At 41.6% G+C, this 21,433-nt stretch carries 12 protein-coding genes; 3 read left to right on the plus strand and 9 right to left on the minus strand.

The window, feature by feature from the left end; all coding sequences use genetic code 11:
* Positions 1-43: 43 nt before the first annotated feature.
* Positions 44-1,705, minus strand: a complete 1,662-nt coding sequence (gene glnS / locus S4054249_RS11830; RefSeq protein ID WP_046356265.1) for a glutamine--tRNA ligase — start codon at positions 1,703-1,705, stop codon at positions 44-46.
* 645 nt (positions 1,706-2,350) lie between these two features.
* On the opposite strand from glnS, the gene S4054249_RS11835 reads away from it, so the two are divergent.
* From S4054249_RS11835 to S4054249_RS11845, 3 genes are all read left to right on the plus strand, one after another.
* Entirely contained in the window at positions 2,351-2,617 is a 267-nt protein-coding gene (locus tag S4054249_RS11835) for a hypothetical protein (RefSeq protein WP_046356264.1), read from the plus strand.
* Between the two features lie 244 nt (positions 2,618-2,861).
* Positions 2,862-3,722, plus strand: a complete 861-nt coding sequence (locus S4054249_RS11840) for a tectonin domain-containing protein (RefSeq protein ID WP_046356263.1) — start codon at positions 2,862-2,864, stop codon at positions 3,720-3,722.
* A gap of 156 nt (positions 3,723-3,878) precedes the next feature.
* Positions 3,879-4,232 (plus strand): hypothetical protein, encoded by a 354-nt coding sequence (locus S4054249_RS11845; RefSeq protein WP_046356262.1) that lies wholly within the window; start codon positions 3,879-3,881, stop codon positions 4,230-4,232.
* A gap of 12 nt (positions 4,233-4,244) precedes the next feature.
* Here S4054249_RS11845 and S4054249_RS11850 read toward each other — a convergent pair whose 3' ends face one another.
* The 8 genes from S4054249_RS11850 to S4054249_RS11885 form a co-directional block, all read right to left on the minus strand.
* Complete coding sequence (locus S4054249_RS11850) at positions 4,245-4,850, minus strand: hypothetical protein (RefSeq protein ID WP_052960973.1); 606 nt, start codon at positions 4,848-4,850, stop codon at positions 4,245-4,247.
* An 83-nt stretch (positions 4,851-4,933) separates the two neighbouring features.
* A complete protein-coding gene (locus S4054249_RS11855) occupies positions 4,934-5,374 on the minus strand; it encodes a hypothetical protein (protein WP_046356261.1) in 441 nt (146 codons plus the stop codon).
* Between the two features lie 83 nt (positions 5,375-5,457).
* Entirely contained in the window at positions 5,458-6,039 is a 582-nt protein-coding gene (locus tag S4054249_RS11860; protein ID WP_046356260.1) for a hypothetical protein, read from the minus strand.
* 148 nt (positions 6,040-6,187) lie between these two features.
* Positions 6,188-9,862 (minus strand): contractile injection system tape measure protein, encoded by a 3,675-nt coding sequence (locus S4054249_RS11865; protein ID WP_046356259.1) that lies wholly within the window; start codon positions 9,860-9,862, stop codon positions 6,188-6,190.
* Between the two features lie 2 nt (positions 9,863-9,864).
* Positions 9,865-14,880, minus strand: a complete 5,016-nt coding sequence (locus tag S4054249_RS11870; RefSeq protein ID WP_046356258.1) for a hypothetical protein — start codon at positions 14,878-14,880, stop codon at positions 9,865-9,867.
* Positions 14,877-17,549 carry a hypothetical protein gene (locus tag S4054249_RS11875; protein WP_046356257.1) on the minus strand — a complete coding sequence of 891 codons (2,673 nt, stop codon included), beginning with the start codon at positions 17,547-17,549 and terminating at the stop codon, positions 14,877-14,879. The genes S4054249_RS11870 and S4054249_RS11875 overlap by 4 nt, the downstream gene beginning before the upstream one ends.
* A 99-nt stretch (positions 17,550-17,648) precedes the next feature.
* A complete protein-coding gene (locus S4054249_RS11880) occupies positions 17,649-20,861 on the minus strand; it encodes a hypothetical protein (RefSeq protein WP_046356256.1) in 3,213 nt (1,070 codons plus the stop codon).
* Positions 20,862-21,021: 160 nt separating this feature from the next.
* Positions 21,022-21,423: a GPW/gp25 family protein gene (locus tag S4054249_RS11885; protein WP_046356255.1), complete on the minus strand. Its 402-nt coding sequence runs from the start codon at positions 21,421-21,423 to the stop codon at positions 21,022-21,024.
* Positions 21,424-21,433 lie beyond the last annotated feature (10 nt).

The raw sequence follows: 21,433 nt of genomic DNA on the forward strand, positions 1-21,433 counted from the left end.
TGTCGACCTTTTTTGATAAAAAATAGCACTAAATTAAAAGGCTTTATGCTTTTTCAATTTTGGCCCATGAGTCACGCAGACCTACCGTTTGGTTAAACGTTAAAGCCTCAGACTTGTTATCTCGACTGTAGTAGCCTAAGCGCTCAAATTGAAAACCTTGTTCAGCATTTGCGTTAGCAAGTGAAGGCTCAAGTTTAGCGTTTGCAATCACTACTAGTGACTCTGGGTTTAGCGTCGTCGCAAAATCTTCTGCGGCAGCTGGGTTTGGTACATTGAATAGACGGTCATACTGACGTACTTCCGCTTCGATACAATGTGACGCTGAAACCCAATGAATTACGCCTTTAACTTTACGGCCATCTGCTGGGTTTTTACCAAGCGTGTCGGCATCATATGTACAATAAATAGTGGTAATATTACCCGCACTATCTTCTTCAATGCGCTCAGCTTTAATTACATAAGCATTACGTAAACGTACTTCTTTACCCAAAACTAAACGCTTGAACTTTTTGTTCGCTTCAACGCGGAAATCTTCACGCTCAATGAAAATTTCACGAGTGAATGGCAGTTCACGTTCACCCATTTCTAATGTTGGATGATTTGGTGCAGACAACATTTCTACTTTATCTGCGTCATAGTTTTCGATCACAATCTTCACTGGATCTAACACAGCCATCGCACGAGGCGCATTTTCGTTTAGGTCATCACGGATACATGCTTCAAGCATGCCCATTTCAACCATATTATCTTGTTTTGTGATACCAATGCGCTTACAAAACTCACGAATTGAAGCCGGTGTATAACCTCGGCGACGTAAACCTGCAATTGTCGGCATACGAGGGTCATCCCAACCTTCGACCTGACCATTAACGACTAAGTCATTAAGCTTACGCTTTGACATCACAGTATATTCTAGATTTAAACGAGAAAACTCGATCTGCTGCGGTTGACACTCAATGCTGATGTTCTCAAGTACCCAATCATATAAACGACGGTTATCTTGGAATTCAAGCGTACACAATGAATGCGTGATCCCTTCTAGCGCATCTGAAATACAGTGCGTGAAGTCATACATTGGGTAAATACACCATTTGTCACCAGTCTGGTGATGATGAACAAAACGGATACGGTAAATAATCGGGTCACGAAGTACCATGAAAGAGCTAGCCATATCGATCTTTGCTCTAAGTACACACTCACCTTCTTTAAACTCGCCGTTTTTCATTTTTTCAAAAAGCGCTAAGTTTTCCTCAGGAGATGTATCTCTGTGTGGACTATTTTTACCTGGCTCAGTCAATGTACCGCGATATTCACGTGCTTGCTCAGGAGACAAGAAACACACATAAGCTAAGCCTTTTTCAATCAGCTCTACAGCATAGCCATATAGCTTGTCGAAATAGTTTGATGAATAGCAAATTTCGCCATCCCAATCAAAGCCTAGCCATTTAACATCTTCTTGAATTGAGTTTACGTAATCGATGTCTTCTTTTTCTGGGTTAGTGTCGTCGAAACGTAAATTACAAAGGCCTTTATAGTCCTGTGCAATGCCGAAATTTAGACAGATAGACTTAGCATGACCAATGTGTAAAAAACCATTTGGTTCTGGCGGGAAACGCGTATGTGTCGATGCGTGTTTGCCACTTGCCAGATCTCCGTCAATGATGTTTCTGATGAAGTTTGTTGGGCGATTCTCTGTATCCGCCATAGGAGGTCTTTCCTCTGAATTTGTAGCTTGTTAACTGACGCATTATTACAAATTAATCAGGTAACTTACAGCGCTTATCGACCCTTAAAGTCGATTTATTTGATGTTTTTTGCATGCTGAACAAATTACATACAGCATAAATAGTTGTGTCGTTCAATCACTTTTTCAAGAGGAAAAAGTACAGTGGTATACATTACCACCACTTTAAAAGGCATGTACTGCCCTACCTTCTTTGCATCTTGATCCACTTATGTAGCTAAAGAGTTGCAAACAATCTATTTAACCAAAAGCCGTATCATATGCCATAGCCCATTATGCATGGTAACTTTAGCAAGCACCGTGTGCCTATCATTCGTGACTCCCTATATTTATTAATGAAGCTTTAATTACAGTAAAGGCACCGCATACAAGACACAAATGTTAGGCAATCGATATTACGACCACCCATATGGTTATATTAAAACGAAAACGCTTATCTCACGCTCAGGGAGAGCCCCAAATGAAACGATTTGTGCAATGATTAAAATAAACCTTTTATTTATGATTCACTTCTCATTCATAGTGTGTTCTAGTTATAGGGTCTAATCGAACTAAAATGGAATAGTTTAGGTTATTAAATCATTTATATATGGTCAAGGAGGTATGATGATGAAAAACCTACTCGTAGTATCTGTGTTTGTCAGTGCGTTTTTGAGTGCTGTAGCTCATGGTAATGAGAAAGAGAACCAGAACGCTAGATATAAAGTCTGCCACTACAAACTGACTGCCGCGAAAACTGCATTGTCATATCCTTTGTGGGAAAGAAAAAAAAGGTATACTTGGCAAAATTGTCCAATGAGCTGGACTATTTCTAAATCTAAGGGTCAAAAGCCTGTTGGTGTGTATATTTACCTTTATACTACATACCATTAAGGCTCATCTAAATTAGTTTTTGCATTCGATACAGTTAAATATAAAATTCCGCTAATTACACAATTTTATGTTTCTCAAAACACGTCAGTAACTCACCAAAAAACCATACCATTTCATTATTTTTTGAATTTACAGAATATAAAAATAGCTTAAATAGTATTATATATCGCGACTTTAGTACGCTTTTTTTTCCCTGAATATGCTTACACTTTTTTGACATACACACATGTAAAGGAAAACTAATATGAAGCATACAAACAAAATGATGGATATTTTTGCCTTAATCACCATACTAGGCACTTCGCCGGTTTATGCTCAAAGCCATGAAAATTCGGCTATTCGAGTAATGATAGATCAGCAAGGTACACCCTACCTACACCAAGATGACAGCAGTGACACATGGCAAGCAATGCCACTACCATACTACCAAAAAACGATTGCAGCCTCTGGAGGATACTTTCATTATCGCCCTAGCAGTGAAAGCTCCCCTGGATACGCTTACAATGAAGGCGCTACGTTTGCAGTTGGAGAGTATGGCATGGTCTTTAGGTATCAAAACGATACGTGGCAACATGTATTCGGTTGTTTAGGTGCCGTAGATGTTTCAACGTATAGTCCTAAACATGCTTATTGCGTCACACAAACCGGCGATTTGAAGAAATTCAACTTGGTAGCTGAACAGTTTGGTGGAAACTATGGGATCCACAATAAGCGCATTGTAAAAATTGATGTGAATGAATCTGGATCTGTCTGGGCCATCACAGATGACAATGAACTCTACCAGCGGATCAACGGGAATTGGCATCAAATTCACTTAAGCTGCCTACAAACATGCACGCTCAAAGATGTCGCGGTTGGTGGTGGTGAAGTCTATGTCACCGCACATATATTTAAAAATACACACGGTTCACAACAAGTTTACAAACTCAATGGTGATGAGCTAGAAAAGTTTGGACATTTTTATAATATTGACGTCGATCGCGATAACACCATTTGGGCAATTTCATATGACTCAAAAACCCTTCTCTATAAGCGCCCGGGCATGATTGATTTTATAGAAGAGCAAAGAGTAAATCATGTTACAGTTGTTGATATTGGCGGATAATTAAATCATTTTGAATGGGCCAGATACGTAGGATAAGTTAGTCTGGCCAATAAACTCTTGGCTTTAATATTTAGGAAAGCCACCCTTTTTGCCCACCTCATGTTAATATTTTCCTCTGATAATTATAAATATTTCATTAAAAACAAAGGAAGTTAATTGCTAAAAATCAGCACATTATTTTTTGAAAAAATATTTGAGTGGCATTTATACTTTTTAGGGTACCTTGTATTCCTACTCTTATATTTACAAATTGTGATTGTGCCAATATTCTTTATGGGTTTGCTTGGAACCATTGCATATTTACATTTTGACCACTTTACTGCTTCAATTTTAATAGTAGGTTGCTTATTACTGGGGTTGTTGGTTGGCTTATACTGGGCAGAGCGAACTCGTCGAGGCCTCGGAATTATTACTTTCCATGCATACTTGCTCTCAACACCAGAAATCGATGGTCATGGCGCACACCTACGACGCGCAACAAAAAAACAACATAATAAAAAAGCGGCCTAAGCAGCTTTTTTATTATGTTGTGATCAAATAGGCTAAACGCTGCTTAAATCGCTCACTTGGCACCGTATTCCACAGCTCTCTATCAGACATCTCCTTACTAAACGCTTCAAGGTCATTTTGTACTACATAGCGCTGAATTCGCCTACGCGTTGCTGGGGTGTAATCACCTCGGTAGCGTAAATCAATTAAAATGTCCTTAATCTTAGGGTGTAAGTTTTCCCAATCTACAGGTCCATATACTTCAACACAATCTGCTTTATCACATATTCGCTTTACGTCTTTAGACATGACTTCATACGTTTGCTCGAATAAAATCACTTGCTCTTTTGGACTCACTTCAAAGCCTTCAAGACCATGCTTTTTTATAAATTGCTGCGCCTGAGAACCATATAACCCTGATGCTTTTGCCAATACCTCTGCATCGCCAAAGGCCACACCAGCTTCACTGAGGGCCTTAAGGATCTGTTCTGAACTACGATGTTTAAGATCAAATCCTCGGCCAATTGTCAGGCCAGAATATTTGGAAGGAACATGTAACACACGACTATGGTAACGGCCACCTTCTTGCCCTTCTTGTTCAAAGGTAAATTGTCCCACACGCGGTTTTTGTATTGTCATTGAACTTTCCTTAATGGTTCCGATTGGTTGCTTAAATCAACTGTATAACAGTGACTACCTATATTGGGTAATATTGTTAAAATTCAAGCTTTAATATTGTGATTCATGCTTTGTAGTTGTTTATTTTCGACAAGTGAAAAATAGTCTAAACCTGCAACCAGCCACTCGTTTAGCCTCTTTTCAGGCAGTGCATTTATTCGATTCAATGTGCACTCGCACATCTTGCTACTGAGATTTATATTGAAATAATTTTGCATTTCATTGAGCATCACTGACAAGTAGCCTCTTGCATTAAGCAATAATAACAACCCTGCTGCTTGTTGATTAAGGATCTGCTCACCTTTAAGCTCTAACCAAAGTTCAAATGCATAAACTTGTTTAAATAGCCGCCGAGTTTCCACCTCACTAAATCCCTGGCTACGTAGACTTTGCCCACAAATTAATTCATCTGAACGGTGAAGACACCGATATTTTTCGCCTTTTTCAGAAAAGGCATAGTCAAACGCCTCTTGATAATTTGCCACAATGACTCTCCTTAGTTTGTTTAAACACTGACGCGAACAATTAAGTTTTGTGACAAAAAACCAAGATAAACCGTTTTACCTCGCTAGCTAAGCTTCCCTCTTATCTGTAAGAAAACAAGGCTTAAAAAGTCCGTTGCCATAGATTTAAACTCACTATGTTCCTCAAAATTAGGCGGGAATGGTAAATGAGGAAACTGTAAATCTGCTGAAGGCATATTCTGATAATAATAATCATCAGCAAAAAATAAAGGTTGAGTCTGACTCGTAACAAGCTCTGTAATATATTTTGCATATATAAACGCATGATTTGGTCTTGTAAATATCAGCAGCCTATTTTGCGTCAGACCAATATCTTGATCGTCTTTATTACCCGAGAATAATAAAGAGACTTGGGTGATCACTTCAATCGCTGAACTTTCTTCGTATAACGTTTGTTTTTCTATTTCAATATCTGCAGTATACCCCTGCTCAATCAGTAATGTTTTTACTAACTCAAGATGTGGTAATACCCTGCTTGTAAATAAGTTATTCAAATGTTGGAGTAAATACCGACGGTTGTACTCCAAATAGGCTTGTACTTTATTTTCTGCAACTTGATACTGCTGTTGGCGCACCTGATGTTCCTCTATTAAGGCACGTAGATTTGAATGGTTATTTACAGGCATACACTTCTCCATATTGAATTGGGACTAGCTCATTGTTTGCAAGTCCATTAGATAATTGGTTTTGGGCGTTGAAGCGCACTATTCATTAGATGCGCTTTCATTTTTAAGTTTTATTGTGAATTTAGAGTTAAGATGTGACTACAGTTTGCTAAAAGCCGTAATCCCACTCGATATTGATAAGATCTGTGTCTAACCAAGGTAGCTGAACTATTCCTAGCCCCCATGGAAGTTTCATAAGTAGAACATCTTGAGGTTTACTCTCGACAACAATGCTTACACCATTGGCGGTCAACTTTACTTCACCGCTTCTTTGTAAAAACATACTTCTGAACGCATCAATAGGCATAGCTTTCAAAGCCTCCCAGCGATGAATCACAGCACCAATGAGTGTATTTAATTCATCTTGCTCTACGCTATCTAGGGCAATAGGTTCACCATCAAATTTATGGTCAAGTTCTAAGCCTAGCAAAGCATTAATCACGTAAGTTTCTTCGCTTTCTGCATCGATTCCTACCAACCTACACATTAAGGAATGTGCCTTTTGCTGAGCAGTTAAATCTACAAACATAACCTGGCCGTCCTCGGTAGTAATGAGTAGCTCTAACTTATTAAATAAGATTTCTAAAAATGGCCATACTAATACCACGCCAGCATCCATACTGATTAAGTGCTCTACTGATTGCTGATATTGATGTCGCAATTCAGTCAACACTTGTTCACAGTGAGCCTTTAATTTTTCGATGCCTGCGCGTGATAGCTTGTTTTGGTGTGCTTTGACTTGTCCTAAAAGACGCGTAGAGATACGTTTAACTCGATGCTGTTCTTGCTGCAACAGCGATGCTTCATTCACTCTTAACCTTGCATCATCATCAATTTCGCCTTCTGTTACTTGCTTGCTCTGCACACTCAAGTGAGTGCCAAGAGGTAAGTTTTCTATATCTTCAATTGGCGCTGAACTTATCCGCTTCACGGCTATGTTATCTGCCGAATTAGGCAACTCCTGCAAAGCCTCTAGGCCCTTTTTAGCGGCTTGAAGTTGTTCTTTACGACTTTCTAGCAGCCTAGCTACTTCAGTAAAACTTCGAGCTTCAACAAACTCACTCATGTCATTAATAGCAATAAGCGTATCTTTAGCGCGTACTTGCGGAGCTTGTTGATTCTTGACTTCATTTAGAGATACTTCTGATGTTCTATCATTGCTGTCGTTTTTAGTGGATTTCGAACCGTTCTTAACCAAGCGGCTATCTGGTATTACCGATATATCCAACAACTCTAGCCACCACATATGCTCTTTTTGTGCTTGAGTGTTTATATAAGGGTTTAACTGGTAGATGTCCTCTCGCAATTTGTTCAATTTAAAAATTGCTGAACGCACGGCATCACTGAATAATGGCGTACTTGGCGATATACGATGAACCACGAGCACATTTTGCCAGCTTTGCAGATATGTCATCACGTGGACAACCAGTTCATGCCCATCATGTAATTGGATACTCGCTTGGTTAAGCTTAATTGTGTGGTTAAGTGCCTCGCAGTAACGCCGCAATTGCGTCGCGATGAGCAACACTCTTGCTAATTCAAGCTGTGACGGTCTATGTTGCAGGCTAGCCTCATCAGGTAACTTTTCAACAATGCCTGACTCTGCTTCAACACTCTGTCTGCGCTCTGCTTTCCTCTCAGTGCGCAGAGTATTATCTAATTGAGATAATGCTTTACCAGCTGACTCAACATTTAATTTTTGAGTAAGTCGACTCTGGCAAATCACCTGCTCTAGCGCTTCAATCAGTTGCTCACTAATAGCAAGTAGACTTAATACTGACGATTGGCCTTTAGCAATATGAGAAAGAGCGTTCTCGACAATCGGATCTATATCGTGTTTTGTTTCACAGATAGGTGAAATTAATGCTTCAGTAGATTTGCGTAAAAGTGACTGTAATTTTTCTAATTTCGCACCTGCCACTTGCCTTTTCAATACGGTTTTTGTGACATCATTCAATGGTTGAGATAACACCGACAAAGTTAGCCTAAGCTGCGCAGCTTCAACCTGCTCAAAATAATTTGTAGATGCGTTATCAAATATAACTTGCAGTGAAGGCTCAAGAGTAGTTACATTGCAAAGTGCCAGTCGTGTTGTGACTGATGCCTCAAGAGCTTGTGCTGGTGCTATTTTTTCAATGGCGTCACTTACGCTTGGACGAATGCTTTGTGGAGATAAAGTCAGCGAGCTTCCCTCATCACTTTCACTGATTAAACTTTGCTTAATCTGTATCAGTTCATCGCTCAACCAACACTCAAGAGAGTGTAACAACGCCTGATAAGTAGGAATGTCAACTGGCGTCATAAAGTCAGTTGAACCTTGTATTGAAGATCCAAACAGGTGCTTAAACTGTTGAATATATTCCCATGGTATATTTTTGATATGGCATAGCACTACATACAAACGGCGTGCATAGACTGGTTTCACTTGTGATGATTTTTCATGCTTTATCCAGTGACGTTCACGAGTGCTCAAGGTCAGCGCGTAATCCACAAACCGTTGTTTAGACGACAACGTATATTGATCACTTAGCTGTGTATTAAACAGGCGCTTCAAAGAAAAGAGCAGAGGTGCTGGTAAGCACTGCTCAACGTCATGTTTGGCAAAGAACTCGCGCCAAAACATCTGGCTATAAAAAGGCAACTCACCAATAGTAACCTGTGTATGGATAAGCTTCAGTAATCCTTCTAAAGCACGAATACTCTTTCTACAACCGCTACCAAGCTCTCCATGGAGCTGAGCTAATAGCAAATAGGTTTCTTTTTTACTCGCCTGAATGGATGTCGTTTCTGGTTCATAAGCATCGTGGTAATTATCCAATAGTTTAGACAGCACGCTCGGCTGATATTGTGCTACAAAATTGTGCTTGCTTTGCAACCACCCGACCTTAGAACTTAGCTTTCTGACCATTTGCACTAGAGATCGACTGTCCGAATGTGTCAATTCAGACGCGCCTTTTACTGTAAACCAAGTGGTTAAATAGCCAAGAGGGATATCCTTGTTTTTTATCGCCGCAATCACAGATCTTCTTACCTGCTCTGTGAATGCCGATTGCTCAACATATAGCTGATAGCTTTTTGACAGTAGAGATAAGCTTTGCTGTCTTGCATGCACATCAGATGAATAAACGCTTTGAAGTATTTCTATGTCCGTCCATAGATCAATACATTCTGATTTGGATAATTTAGACAAAAACGATTCTGAGCGCTTGGAAATAAACCCATCACTGACAACAGCAAGCGACGCAACCAAGTATTCTTGATCTTGATATATCGCCTCTATAAACCGCACTCGCATACTTGGCCATTCAGCACTTTTGAGCATTTTCAAAAAAAGAGCAGGACGATACTGCAAACTATGCCAGCAAGCTTTCATCACTTTTTGCCAAACATACGCCCTTAGTTCACTCTTTTCTAGTTGTAACTCATTGCTTAACAACCAAGGTGCCAAAAGGTAATTATGTTTTTGCGAGAGACTCAAATGCTTTATTAGCTGCCGCTCCACGGCAGTGTAAAAAGCAGGACTAAATACTGTTTTAAAGTAATTGCTTGGGTCACGCTTTAAAGCGTTGAGATCAACATCTGGCAACTCTATTTCAATATCATCTAAAATCACAGGGGCCATATCTGATACAGGTATTGGCCAGCTTATTTCGAGTCTATTTATTTCCTTATACAACCAGTTTTTAAATAGTGACTCCAGTTCAGCAACACTATGCTGACCAGAGTTCACTAAATGTGCAGGGGCTTCTAATTCAGCCCCTATTTGACCAAGTGCTAACTTCATGACTAAACGTGGTCATTACGCCAGAAGAAACGAGAGTGATTCATTGGCTTATCTAAATACAAAGCATGCCATAAGAAATCACCATGGTGCTCTTCTTGCTCTTCAAGGTGGTAGCAACCCATGCTAAAGATATGATCGCCCTCACCTTGCTGTGCTGTATTACGTCGCCAGAACCCTTTACAGATCAAGTTTTGGCATTTGTAAGCGCCACCACCATGTAACTGTGCCGTATTATTAATTGCGACCACTTCACTGTCATCACAATGCGCAACAGCCCCACCCCGCTCCGCCTGACAGTTCTGTGCTTGCAAGTTTGCATACCTTAGTCCATAAGCTGCGCCACCTTGACGACCTGCTCGACAATTGCGGATATTGTTCGCGGTGATGTTAGTTACATCTTCACCGTAAATCGCACCACCATCACCACTGACTGCATGATTCTCAATCACACAATTAAGCTGTATTTGATCAGCATAGCGTAAGTTAAATGCACCTCCATTCCCTTCATAGGCACTTAGCTCTCTAGAGACTTCGTGGATCGCTCCATCAAATGTGAAACCATGCATTTCGACATGCTTAACCATGGCATCTCTGTCACCACGGATCAGAAAGCGACACCCTGCGTGTGCTTTGACGATACGTGTTTCACGCTCATTAAAGCCTACGATGCTTAGGTTTGAACCCACTTCAACAGCATTTTTCAGTTTATACGCTCTAGAAACCTGACGGTGGCCATTGTGAGGGAACAGTAAGATCGTCATATTATTCAAGCAATCTCTCGAGAATATCTCGTCAAACTCTTCTTGATTGTGGATAGCAACAACCTTTTTACCGCGACCAAAGCGCCATGCATGCTCATCTACATACGCTTTCACAGCAGCTTGCGTGGCTAGTACATGGTCTGATGCCATCTCACCGCCCAATTCACAGTCTGATGATATTGCGTCAATTTGAGGCCCTTCTGGTAATTGAAGTTGCTGAGGTGCAACCTGGCCTTGAATATCACAATCACCAATAATTTCAGCACCTTGCTGTAGGTTAAGCCTATTTTCAAGTACTAACTCACCTTCAACAGTCAACATGTCTGATACGCGCGCATCTCCTCGCACATCTAGCTTGAATTCAGGCGCTTTACAACCAATACCAACATTCGCGTTGCCATCAACCACCAACTCAGAGCGGCCTCGTACAGCGACATCGAGTGCAGTCTCACCTTCACTGGTATTAATCGACACCATCGCGCTGTCATTGTGCGAAGTACCAACTTTAACACCGTGTTCGATAGCCAAGTTTGCAGCACTGACTGCACCGCTAATATACGAGTCCCCTTTCACATGCGTGTCATTGCCAAAGTTTGTTTCACCTTGCACAGCTAAATGACTATGAATATCTACATGCGGTTTAAACACCACCTGATTTGCTGCATCTAAACCTTCAACGACTAAGCTGCCACGCACTGTTGTGTCTTTGTCAAAATGAACCGCTTCTTTAAAGAACGCATTGCCTCTTACTGTAAGCTCTTCACCTAAATGTAAACTTTTCGCAAAATCAGCATCTGCCAGAAGATTTAATTTACGCTCAATGGTTGTTAAGCCTTCAATTGTGACCGTGTCTTTAAATAATGCATCATCATATACGGTTAAATCAGAACGCAGCTCTACGTCACCTAAAATCTTCGCGCCATCTAAACACTCAAGCTGACCTGTCCCACGCAATACGCCATTGAGTTCAATGTCTCCTTCAACTTTAATATCACCTAGAATATCAAGTTCAGCTTCAGGCTGTGCATTGCGGATCCCCACTTTACCATCTTGGAATACAATGGGATTAACCCCTTTATGGTAAACCGCTAAACCATATTCAAAATGATTTTGATCTACACTGAGCTGAGCATTACGGCGAATTGAAGATGCCTCCTCATCTTGAGTGTGCATTGCCAGACCAATTCTGGTTTCGCCCTGTAACTCCGACGTACCATAAATATTCACATTACTTCTGAAACTGGCATACTCATTGACATGCAGACTATCATCAATTTCCACTCGACCGTTGACGGTCAAATCTCTTCTAAAGCACGCATCTTCACCTACATCAAGTATGTAGTCAGGACGCTCAACCCCTAACCCCAAATTACCGTGGCTAAATACCAACTGGGCCTTTCCACTTGGGTCATCAATGCGAAGGGCTTGTTGATCAGTTTCGCAAATATGTACGCGGGCTGTTGCTTGATATGGTGCCAAAGACAGGTTACCCGAGATATTGACGTCGGCTCTAAAGCTCGCATCATTGTTTACTGTCAGTGCATCGCGGCCTTCAGTCCCTTCGATCTCTACACTGCCACCAGCATAATGCTCACCTGATACCGTTAAGTTCTCCCCAATTAGCGCATTGCGTCCCACTTCCAGGTTAGATTTAATTTCGCTATTACCATCAACGGTATGATCAGCATCAAATTGTACATTCCCTGTTGTATGCAACTCACCATCTAAAATAGTCTCCCCAGATACGGTCACAGCAGCTCTTTGCGCATCTCCTGAGTTATTAGTGACACTAACGTGCATGCCATTTTTTAACTCTGCATGGCCCATTAACTTGGATTTGCCATCAACGTTTAATGCAACACCCGTATCTTTAATGTTTAACTGGCCGGTGATGTCTGCCAAACCAGTAACCGCTAGGTTAACGCCATCCTCAGGAATAGATTGATTAATTGCTAGCTGGCCAGCAGCAGCCAAAACTTCGGCGTCTTGCGCTTGGTTAGTTATTCTCAATACAGGGCTTTCTGATAACTGCATCAGCCCAAATTGGCTATCAGCAAAGTTGACTGCAACGTGTTCGTTTTCAACAATGTTAAACTCATCGAATAAGTATGTATTACCATACACATGCAAATCTGCCGACTTCTGTTCGGTACCCACCAGCGTCTGTGTCAATGACGCACTAAATCCACCAAACTCACTACTCTCATTGGCAACATAAACCCCTTTAAGGGCCGTGATATCTTTATCAAATAATGCAGCTTCACCTACATGTAAGCTCTGTTGCGGGTTATTTTGGAACAAACCAATTTGCTTACCCGTCGCATTAATGACAGACGTTGTATTCAAACCATCAAAGAAACTGACATCCACACTTTGCGGTTGGCCATTATGCGCCAGCACTGCCAACTTTGCGTTCGTTGTCCAATCACTTTGAACCGTGTTCGATGCAATAACCACATGCTCGCTGAAATCCGCCTGGTAAATAGTCGCCTCATGAGATACATCTAAATCAGGCGTGGTGATATCACCTTTAACAATCAAAGATTGAGCTTGACCTGCACTGCCCATCACAGCTTGATCATTGTCAATACGCAGTAACGGGTTACCTGCTTTGTCAGCGACCAGTAATGAGGGGTGATTTGCCGCTGTACTCTTTACCGTGAGCGTCGCTTCCTGATTACCCACCTGCTCGCCCACAGTAAGGTTGTGCTTCACCACACCGTCTGTTGCTTTGACTAGTGTATCAGTCGAAATATCTTCACTTGCATGCAATGATTTAAACGTAGCATGTGCAGTTACATCAAGGGTGGTATTAATAAGTGCGCCCACATCGGTTTGTACAGGTGTGCTAGGTGTTTCACCGACTTGTAGCTGGCGCGTGCGCGTTTGACCGCTAACTTGGGCATCTTGACTAACAGTAAGATCTGCAACCGTCGTGCTACCTGCATCTAATGTCTGAGCCACTTGAGCTGAATCTGTGTGGACTTGCTTAGCAACCGTTAAGTTTTCTGATACCAGTGTATCTGCAAACATACTAATAGATTGCTCGCCTGAAAGTGGCATATTAGTCACTTTCATCAAAGGCATATTACCATCACCAATATTGAGTAAATCACCGCTGCCAGCCTGAATATCCACTTTTGCACTCGGCGTTTGAGCACCTACTGACAGCTTACCATCTACGAAGGCATCACTGCCTACACTCAAGTTACCTGCAATGTCAGCTTCTTGCTCAATATCCACTGAGCCTGTGAATTTTGCACCGCCATCATTGTTCAACAATATGTGTTGAGTGTCCTTATCCTGACCAACTAATATAGCGTCAGCGACATGAAATTTGGCCTTAGGCACACTTGTGCCCACACCCACCTTCCCTTCAGGGTTAATAATAAACGGCGTGTTATCTTGGTTTAGGTCATCAACCCTAAATAAATCACTGGTATCGGATGAGCGCTTGCCGATATGCAACTTGGCCAAAGTACTGCTTTGATCAATACCAACACCTAGCATTGGTGCTTCTACGTGTCCTTCGAAGATAGCACTTTGCGCACTGAGCTCACCTTGTAGCATAGTGCGTTCTTCAACCGATAACATATGTGCAGATGTATCGCCATTAAAAGAGGCGTTATTATTCACGGTGATTGAATCTACGTTAGCATAACCTTCAACTGTCAAATTTTCTTTAGCTTCAACATCACCATATACTGTAACGTGCGGTGCATCTTCATCATTCAGCCCTGCTTCTAAGGTTTTTATCGTCCCTTTACTTACAGACAATTCACCCGCTCTTAAATGCTGATTGATATCCGCAGTTTGTGACTTCAAGCCTTCTGTCAACTTAGCACTGCCTGTTACACGCAAAACTTCTTCAGCATCAGGTAATACTTCAACTTTGTCATAAACAGAAACACTTTGCCCATCTGCACTAAAAACCTCTCTTTGCGTATCAGTCGCAGAGATAATCACTTCATGATCAATTTTGACAGCGTCAGTATCAACACGTAAGCGTTGTGTTTCACCGTCAGGGCTAACCGTAAGTGGCGATGTGACCGCAATCTCTTGTGTTTCTCCGACTCTCTCTACCGCAATTGGGTCGTCTATTTGATTAAAGCCTGAACGAATTAGAGATTCAAAATCATCCCCAGTAGGCGTTTTGAGATCGTCAAACTTTTCAATCAATTCTGCGCGGCTGCGCTTAGTTACTATAGATGTTTGGTCACATTCGACTAACACTTCTTGGTCACTGACTTTGTTCATTCTTCGTTTCCTTCAGGATCTATACGATTTGGCACGCTGGTTGCCACGATAAATTTCGAAACCACCGCGGTATTTGAGTTAATTTGTGAAAAAGACACAGGTAATATTGGTTTAAGAAATGGCAGTGGAGAGTATCCAACTGTAAACCGGGTACTGCTTGATTGTGCAAACGCATTAGGTGTACAAATGTGGTCGATACACAATTGTGTTGCCAAATACAACACTTGGTCTTCACTGAACCCCTCTGGGTAAAGCGCACTGTGTTCATTGATAATTTGCGTTACAGCGCTACGTACTTGCGTATAACTTTGTTCATCAATTTCAATTTCATTTGGTAAAGGTTCACTGGCGTATTCAGACAAAATTTGTACGAGATATGCTTCGAGTACTTCCATCCCCTGAGGCTTTGCGAGCACGTAATTAATGATGTTTTCAATCATGGTATCTGGCTCTGATACCAGCAAAGTTTCCAACAAACCACCGATATCTGCTGCGACATTAGCAATATGAGCTTGACCTTCTGCAAACCTCTCACGCTGTGCCTGACCGTAAAAGTTCAACCAACCAAAATATAAGCGCTCAAATAAACTCATCTGCTCTCGCGTTAACCAGACACATTGAGCAGATAGGTGCAGAGGCCTAAGCTTATCTATTTGGCTTTCAACTAACACCCTAAAAGCCGTGTTTTGTAATCGGGTCGTCCAATTGGGTAAAACGCAGAATAAATTACCCGTCGAGTCATTCCCCAGTAGGTCGCTTTCCAATAAATACAAGCTCTCTCTGTTGTGGGTCGCCAACGGCATTTGACCATGATGCGAAAAACCTAGGCTGCGCATAACTAATCGACTCAAACTCGCCATATGTGCTGTTTTCGGCTCTTTCGATAAATAATCGAACCCGCGACAACGGTTTTCTCCCAATGAACCAATTTCATTGAGTAATCGACATTTATCAATATACTGACGTAGCAATACCAGACGTAATAGTAAATCCTCATGTTCGCTAGGATCATTGTGACAGGCGCCAACCACATTGATATAAAAGCCAAATACTTCACGGTATTTAAGTAAGTTTGCATTGGGTAGTTTGATGGCAAAACGTGCCAGCAGGTGTGCGATGCTGTCGTTTAAGCGCGTCAACTGAGCAACCGAAAAGTCACTCTCCAATTGCTGCTGTAACCCTTGTTGCTGATACGCTTCCAATGCCAATTTGACTAAATGATTAACGCCACTAATACCTGTGACGGCCTGGCTCAATTGTGTATGTGGTAACGCTTTTACTCTGTGCCAAAACTCATCTAGCAGCCCTTGCGAGAGCGCTTCACTGGATAACATTCGGTCCATAATCTGACCCAAACGTTCGAAGTGCGTATATTGGGGCAAAGCCAAAATATGGGGCAGTACATCAAGCTGCTTATGTTGATCAGCCAATATTTGATCAAAAAGGTGCAAATACCCTTTAAATTGCAATAATTGTGCTTTTTGCTCTGAGTCGATGTCTCGATTTAAAGACTGCTCAGTTAGCGCATAAACGTTTGGCAGTTCATGCTGAAGCGAACGATATTGACTTAAAGGTAAGAAAGCCAGTGGCGCTTGCTCTGCTTGTTCTTGCAATTCTAAAGTTTGCTCTGCTATTCGTTCGCTAATTGCTAACTTAATCAGCGCAATTTCATCTTCATCAAGCACATAACTTTGCCCTTCGATGACTAAAGAAATGGCATCAAAAAACTGCTCACTCAAAAAGCCCAGCTCTGGTGCAAGATTAACTGAATTGGGATCCAACTCTTGCACTTCAACTTGCCAGTATTCATAACCTGGCTGAGCACCTTGCTCAATGATAAATCTAAACTCTTCAATCTGTTCAATGTTCGGATGAACTCGCAGTGCATCTAAAATATCCGAGCTATACAGGTGCTTTTTAACTGGCGTGCTATCTAAGTCTTCATCTAAAATGAAACCGTTATGCAATGAAGGACCAACGTAGATATCCTCTACATACATCCCTTTACCTAATAGCTCTTGGGCACTATAGCGTGTCAAATTTGGCGATATTTCAAGCGCAACTTTACTTAAAATATCTGTCATCACCTGTACTAAGTCTTGGGCATTTTTAAGCACTAAATGCATACCTAAGTGCACGGGGACCGACTTGTAAAACTCAATATGACCGAGTTGATGTGTCACACAACGAGACGCTGCAAACGTACTGTGGATTATTTCACGCAAGCTGTCTTCTGATATCTGTGAATCTGGGGAGGCCAGTGCTATTACGTCAAACACTGTTGCACCTGTGCTCCTTTCATCACGAACAGAAATAGTGATGTTCTTAATCTCAGGGATATCCAAGAACAAGCGTCTATAGTCAGCAAGCGTCACACAGTGACTAAACATCACCTGCTCTGAGTTTAAAAACTGCGTTGGTGCAAGCGACTCGCCTGGCTCAACAGTAATCAGGTCCTCAACGGAATAGTTGAGCTTGTAGCTTAAGTCCGATAGCACATATGCCAGTACTTCAAGCAAGGTAATGCCTGGATCAAATACATTGTGGTCACTCCAAGTGTCGGGGGCGAGCTTTTGTAACTTTGCAACCCCCTGTGCTCGCAAACCATCTAGATCTTGCCCAGGGTTTAGCGAAGCATCTGAAGCAATTTTCAGTGCGTTGGTTTCCATGATTTTCCTTTGGAAAGTAAGTCGATATGGGAGATGACGCCAAACCATTAAGGTTGTGAAACGCTTTATTCATTTAGCGTCAATTTGAATGTAGATAACCTATTGCACAACGAAGTTATGCTGAATTTTCCATTTACCAATCCCTTCAAAAACGTCGCCATCTACATTGGTTAAAGAGATTTTATGATTGCGTGTAGGGACTAAGATCTCGCTGCTTTTATTTGGCGCAATTTGGGAGTATTGTCGGACTAGGTCATCCATACGCTTACCCCTTATTACCTGCACCATATTAACCGCTTGGTGAACCTCTAATGCCTGTGCCACATCCGCCAAATATATGGTTTGCGATAACTCCGCATCTGGCTTATTCCAAGGAGTTAAGGTGTCCACAATTAAGTCATTCAATTCAACTACAGTCGTCTGAATATCAAACCTGGGATCAATCTGAATAATGATTTCTAACTGCACTTCGATATACGTTGGATCTTCAACTTTTACATTGAGGTAAGGCGCACATCGTGCTTCAACCTCATCCTGAATTTTACGCATCAAATAGCGAGGAACTTTAGGCTGCAAAATATCCAAATCATGATTAAGCGGAATGACGGTTATGTTCACGCCATCTCCATTTTGATATGCATTTACTGAATGTAATTCAGGGAAGGTTTGCAATGTAAAATGTTCATAATCCCAGCCCGTTTGTAGCCTATCTCGATGCCTTAAGCGCTCACTTACGCGACGATATAATCGGCTATCATCTTCTTTTACCTTGGCACCAAAGCTATCAAACGGTTGCTCAATTGAAGTAATTGATGGATCAGTCACCGTTAATTTATTAATAGTGCCGGCTTCCAGCGGTTTCAAATAATGAGATTGAGCATGCTCAGTAGAGTTCAGCGTGACTTGCACAGCCTGAGCATATACACCTTTTAGCTTTGAATAGATGGGGTTTACGTACTCATCATGTAACACGTCTGCATCTATGGCCGCTCTTATCCATACTTTACCATCTTGATTAAATTGATCCTCTAGATCAAATTCTGGTAAAGAGAAAATGATGATGCCCGAATCAAGTAAGTCATAGGTATTGTCTTGTAAAATACGCCCTTCTTCACCACTGCCTTGTGAATCTTCTCGGCTAAAATGATGCCATTGTCCCTGATTATAGTATTCCCACTTAAACTGTGGAGGATCAACAAAGTTGTAACCATCCACCGCTTCTAATTGGAAAAGTACACTGCACTGGCCTGGCGTTGTTAACTCTCCAAGTGCAATGTACAAATATCCTAAATCGTCTATTTGCGGTAGTAAATGGACGGTATTTTGATTTTCTAATAGTTGCAGTTGCCTACCTATAGGTGAAATATGCTCAATCCAAATAGAGTTTCCTATAGCAGCCCTTTGCGCCCGAGAAATACTTTGAGTTCGGTAGTGTAATTTTATTGAATCCAATAATGGCGTATATGGCTCAGGTACCTGTGTTGGCATAAAGTCGCCATCTACAGGATTCCAATTCGCTAATTTAACACTGTTTTGAAATGCATAGTATTCAGTTACTTTGGTATATTGTGGATGGCCAAAGTCTTGGTTTGATAACGCCAATGTGTACCATTTTGGCCACAGTTTCGCTTGGGTTAAATTAAATGGCAATGAGAGATAATCAGCATCACCATTGTCGTCATCATAGGTAAAAACTAAACGGTTTGTCGAAATATTATTAACAACATCGGGTAATGCGGCAGTATTTTCTTGTGCTATCAGCATAAGTTCATCTGGCGTTAACTCATTATCAGACGCTTGCCATACAGAGTCATTATAAAATAAATCCGCAACAACTTTGCTTTGCTCACTGGTATAAGTTCTATCTGATTGCGATATCAATACTTGGTTTCTTGGCCAAGATTCGCTAGTCGGCTGCACCGAGTCTGTCGGTGGCGTAATCACACTTTGATAAGCCATATATGTTTGATAATGCGCATCAAAATCTTCTGGTCTACCAACCCAGTTAAATTCAATACTTGCCCTTGTCACTCTTTTACTTAGTAGTTCTGGGTGAGTGAACTCAAATTTTTCAGCCAATTGCGGTGCAAAACCAAAGGGCTCAAAGGGCTTAGTGGTGTCTAAAAAGCCAGTGCCATTATTCGCCACCAGACCACCAGCTCCCAGAACTGTAATCGTCATACGTACTTCTTGAATTTCACTGACAGCTAAGTTCGCCAGCGCTTCTTCCCTTTTATTGGGATCCAACGCATACATTGCGTCATACTTTGATTGCTTCAAAACAAATGCAATATAAGGCAACACCATATCCTTGCCGATCATTAAATCGGCCACAGGTACTATTGGCGCAAATAGCTCATCAACATGAATCACCAGCTCATTCTGACCATTAAGGGTCAGCTGATCTGAGCTTAAAAGTACGGCTTCTTCTTCCGTACTTAGCCAAATATCAAAGCTCTCTATCCAAAGTGATAAATCAATCGGGGTTTCACCAAATTCATCGGTTGAAAAACGCAGTGAAATAATACGTTTGCCACTACTCAAAAACAGGTCTTGTGAGGCAACTTTAAACCCAATCTCAACCGGTAATTGAGTTTCTGACGTATGTTTGTCACCAAAAGTAAGTGCACTGCTTTCAAGCTCAATACCCAACTCCGTATCAAGTAAGACATTGCGACAGACCTTCACACCACCCGCAAAATTAGCTTTATTGACCGTTGTCACCGTATCTACCACTGCACGATTAATCGCACTCGGTTCAGCTAATCGATAAACTCGGTCTATGCCATCGTCATCTTTACCACCATCAAACTCCGTACCGGGTTGCAAAGTAAGCGATTCAACTTCATTAAGTGTAATTAAAACATGGGCTGAGTCGGGCGTGGCACTGAGTTGCTCAAAACCCAGTACATCGCGGTAATAATGATCAAGATGACGTTGAACAAAGTCGTTAAACTGCTGCTGAGTGTGCTGTAACAAATCAACAAAGGTGAGCAGCAATGACAGGTCTGGTCGGCTCGCCAACCGTGCTATCAGTTCATCACCGCTGCCTATCATTATCAATTTTGCCAGTGCAGCAAATTTATCTGGTTCAGGTAACACTTTGTGCCAAGTTTGTACTGGCTGCCAAGTTGCTTGACCGATAAATTGAGTGTGTTGAGCTACAGATGATAAGTAAGACAGCCATTGCTCAATCGTACGCGGTTCGATACTAAAAAAATCACTGGAAAGCTCGGGGATCTGTCGTGCGGTTTGACTTAACCCTTCACCATTGCCAGAGATAAGTGATTGACTACGAGACTTAAAAGTCATGAGATTACCTTATTAATGTTATTTATGAGCATACCAATGCACTACTAGGTCAATGAAACCTTGGTAACAGGTAAAAAGCGGTGCGGGTCTGCATATTGCTTGGCGAGCAAAGACGAAATAGGTGGTTCAGTGGGTAATACCAAATGTTTGCAATGCGTGTTTAAACAGATTGCTCGGCGAGATAAAACGGAAACACCATATTGCTGCGACTGTTGGTTTTTCTGATCAAATATGTCAGTTCAATCAACAAGGCGCCTTCATACACATCTGACATATCAAAAGAAATATCCTCTAAGATAATTCTTGGCTCATAATTTAAAAGCACCGCAGAAACTTCTTGCTTAAGCGTGACCAGTGCAGATTCACTAACATCCTCAAAGACAAAATTCGATAAACCAGAGCCCAACTCACTCCAGAAAGGGCGTTCGCCTTTGAGCGTATTTAATGCGATAGAAATAGCCTGCTTTACCAGCATCTCACCCTCCTCCATATCAGGGCCTGAATCTGGGCTAGTAAACTTCGGCGGAAAGCCCCACCCTGTTCCTAGAAAAGAATTATTCATAACTGCCTCC

Origin of the sequence: Pseudoalteromonas luteoviolacea (assembly GCF_001750165.1) — a bacterium.
GTDB lineage: Bacteria > Pseudomonadota > Gammaproteobacteria > Enterobacterales > Alteromonadaceae > Pseudoalteromonas > Pseudoalteromonas luteoviolacea_G.

Bases quoted from the DNA above. Each gene is read 5' to 3' on its own strand.
- S4054249_RS11835 (WP_046356264.1), top strand. From the start codon at position 2,351: ATGATGAAAAACCTACTCGTAGTATCTGTGTTTGTCAGTGCGTTTTTG.
- S4054249_RS11850 (WP_052960973.1), bottom strand. From the start codon at position 4,850: ATGACAATACAAAAACCGCGTGTGGGACAATTTACCTTTGAACAAGAA.
- S4054249_RS11880 (WP_046356256.1), bottom strand. From the start codon at position 20,861: ATGACTTTTAAGTCTCGTAGTCAATCACTTATCTCTGGCAATGGTGAA.
- S4054249_RS11865 (WP_046356259.1), bottom strand. From the start codon at position 9,862: ATGAAGTTAGCACTTGGTCAAATAGGGGCTGAATTAGAAGCCCCTGCA.
- S4054249_RS11870 (WP_046356258.1), bottom strand. From the start codon at position 14,880: ATGAACAAAGTCAGTGACCAAGAAGTGTTAGTCGAATGTGACCAAACA.
- S4054249_RS11840 (WP_046356263.1), top strand. From the start codon at position 2,862: ATGAAGCATACAAACAAAATGATGGATATTTTTGCCTTAATCACCATA.
- S4054249_RS11875 (WP_046356257.1), bottom strand. From the start codon at position 17,549: ATGGAAACCAACGCACTGAAAATTGCTTCAGATGCTTCGCTAAACCCT.
- glnS (WP_046356265.1), bottom strand. From the start codon at position 1,705: ATGGCGGATACAGAGAATCGCCCAACAAACTTCATCAGAAACATCATT.
- S4054249_RS11885 (WP_046356255.1), bottom strand. From the start codon at position 21,423: ATGAATAATTCTTTTCTAGGAACAGGGTGGGGCTTTCCGCCGAAGTTT.
- S4054249_RS11860 (WP_046356260.1), bottom strand. From the start codon at position 6,039: ATGCCTGTAAATAACCATTCAAATCTACGTGCCTTAATAGAGGAACAT.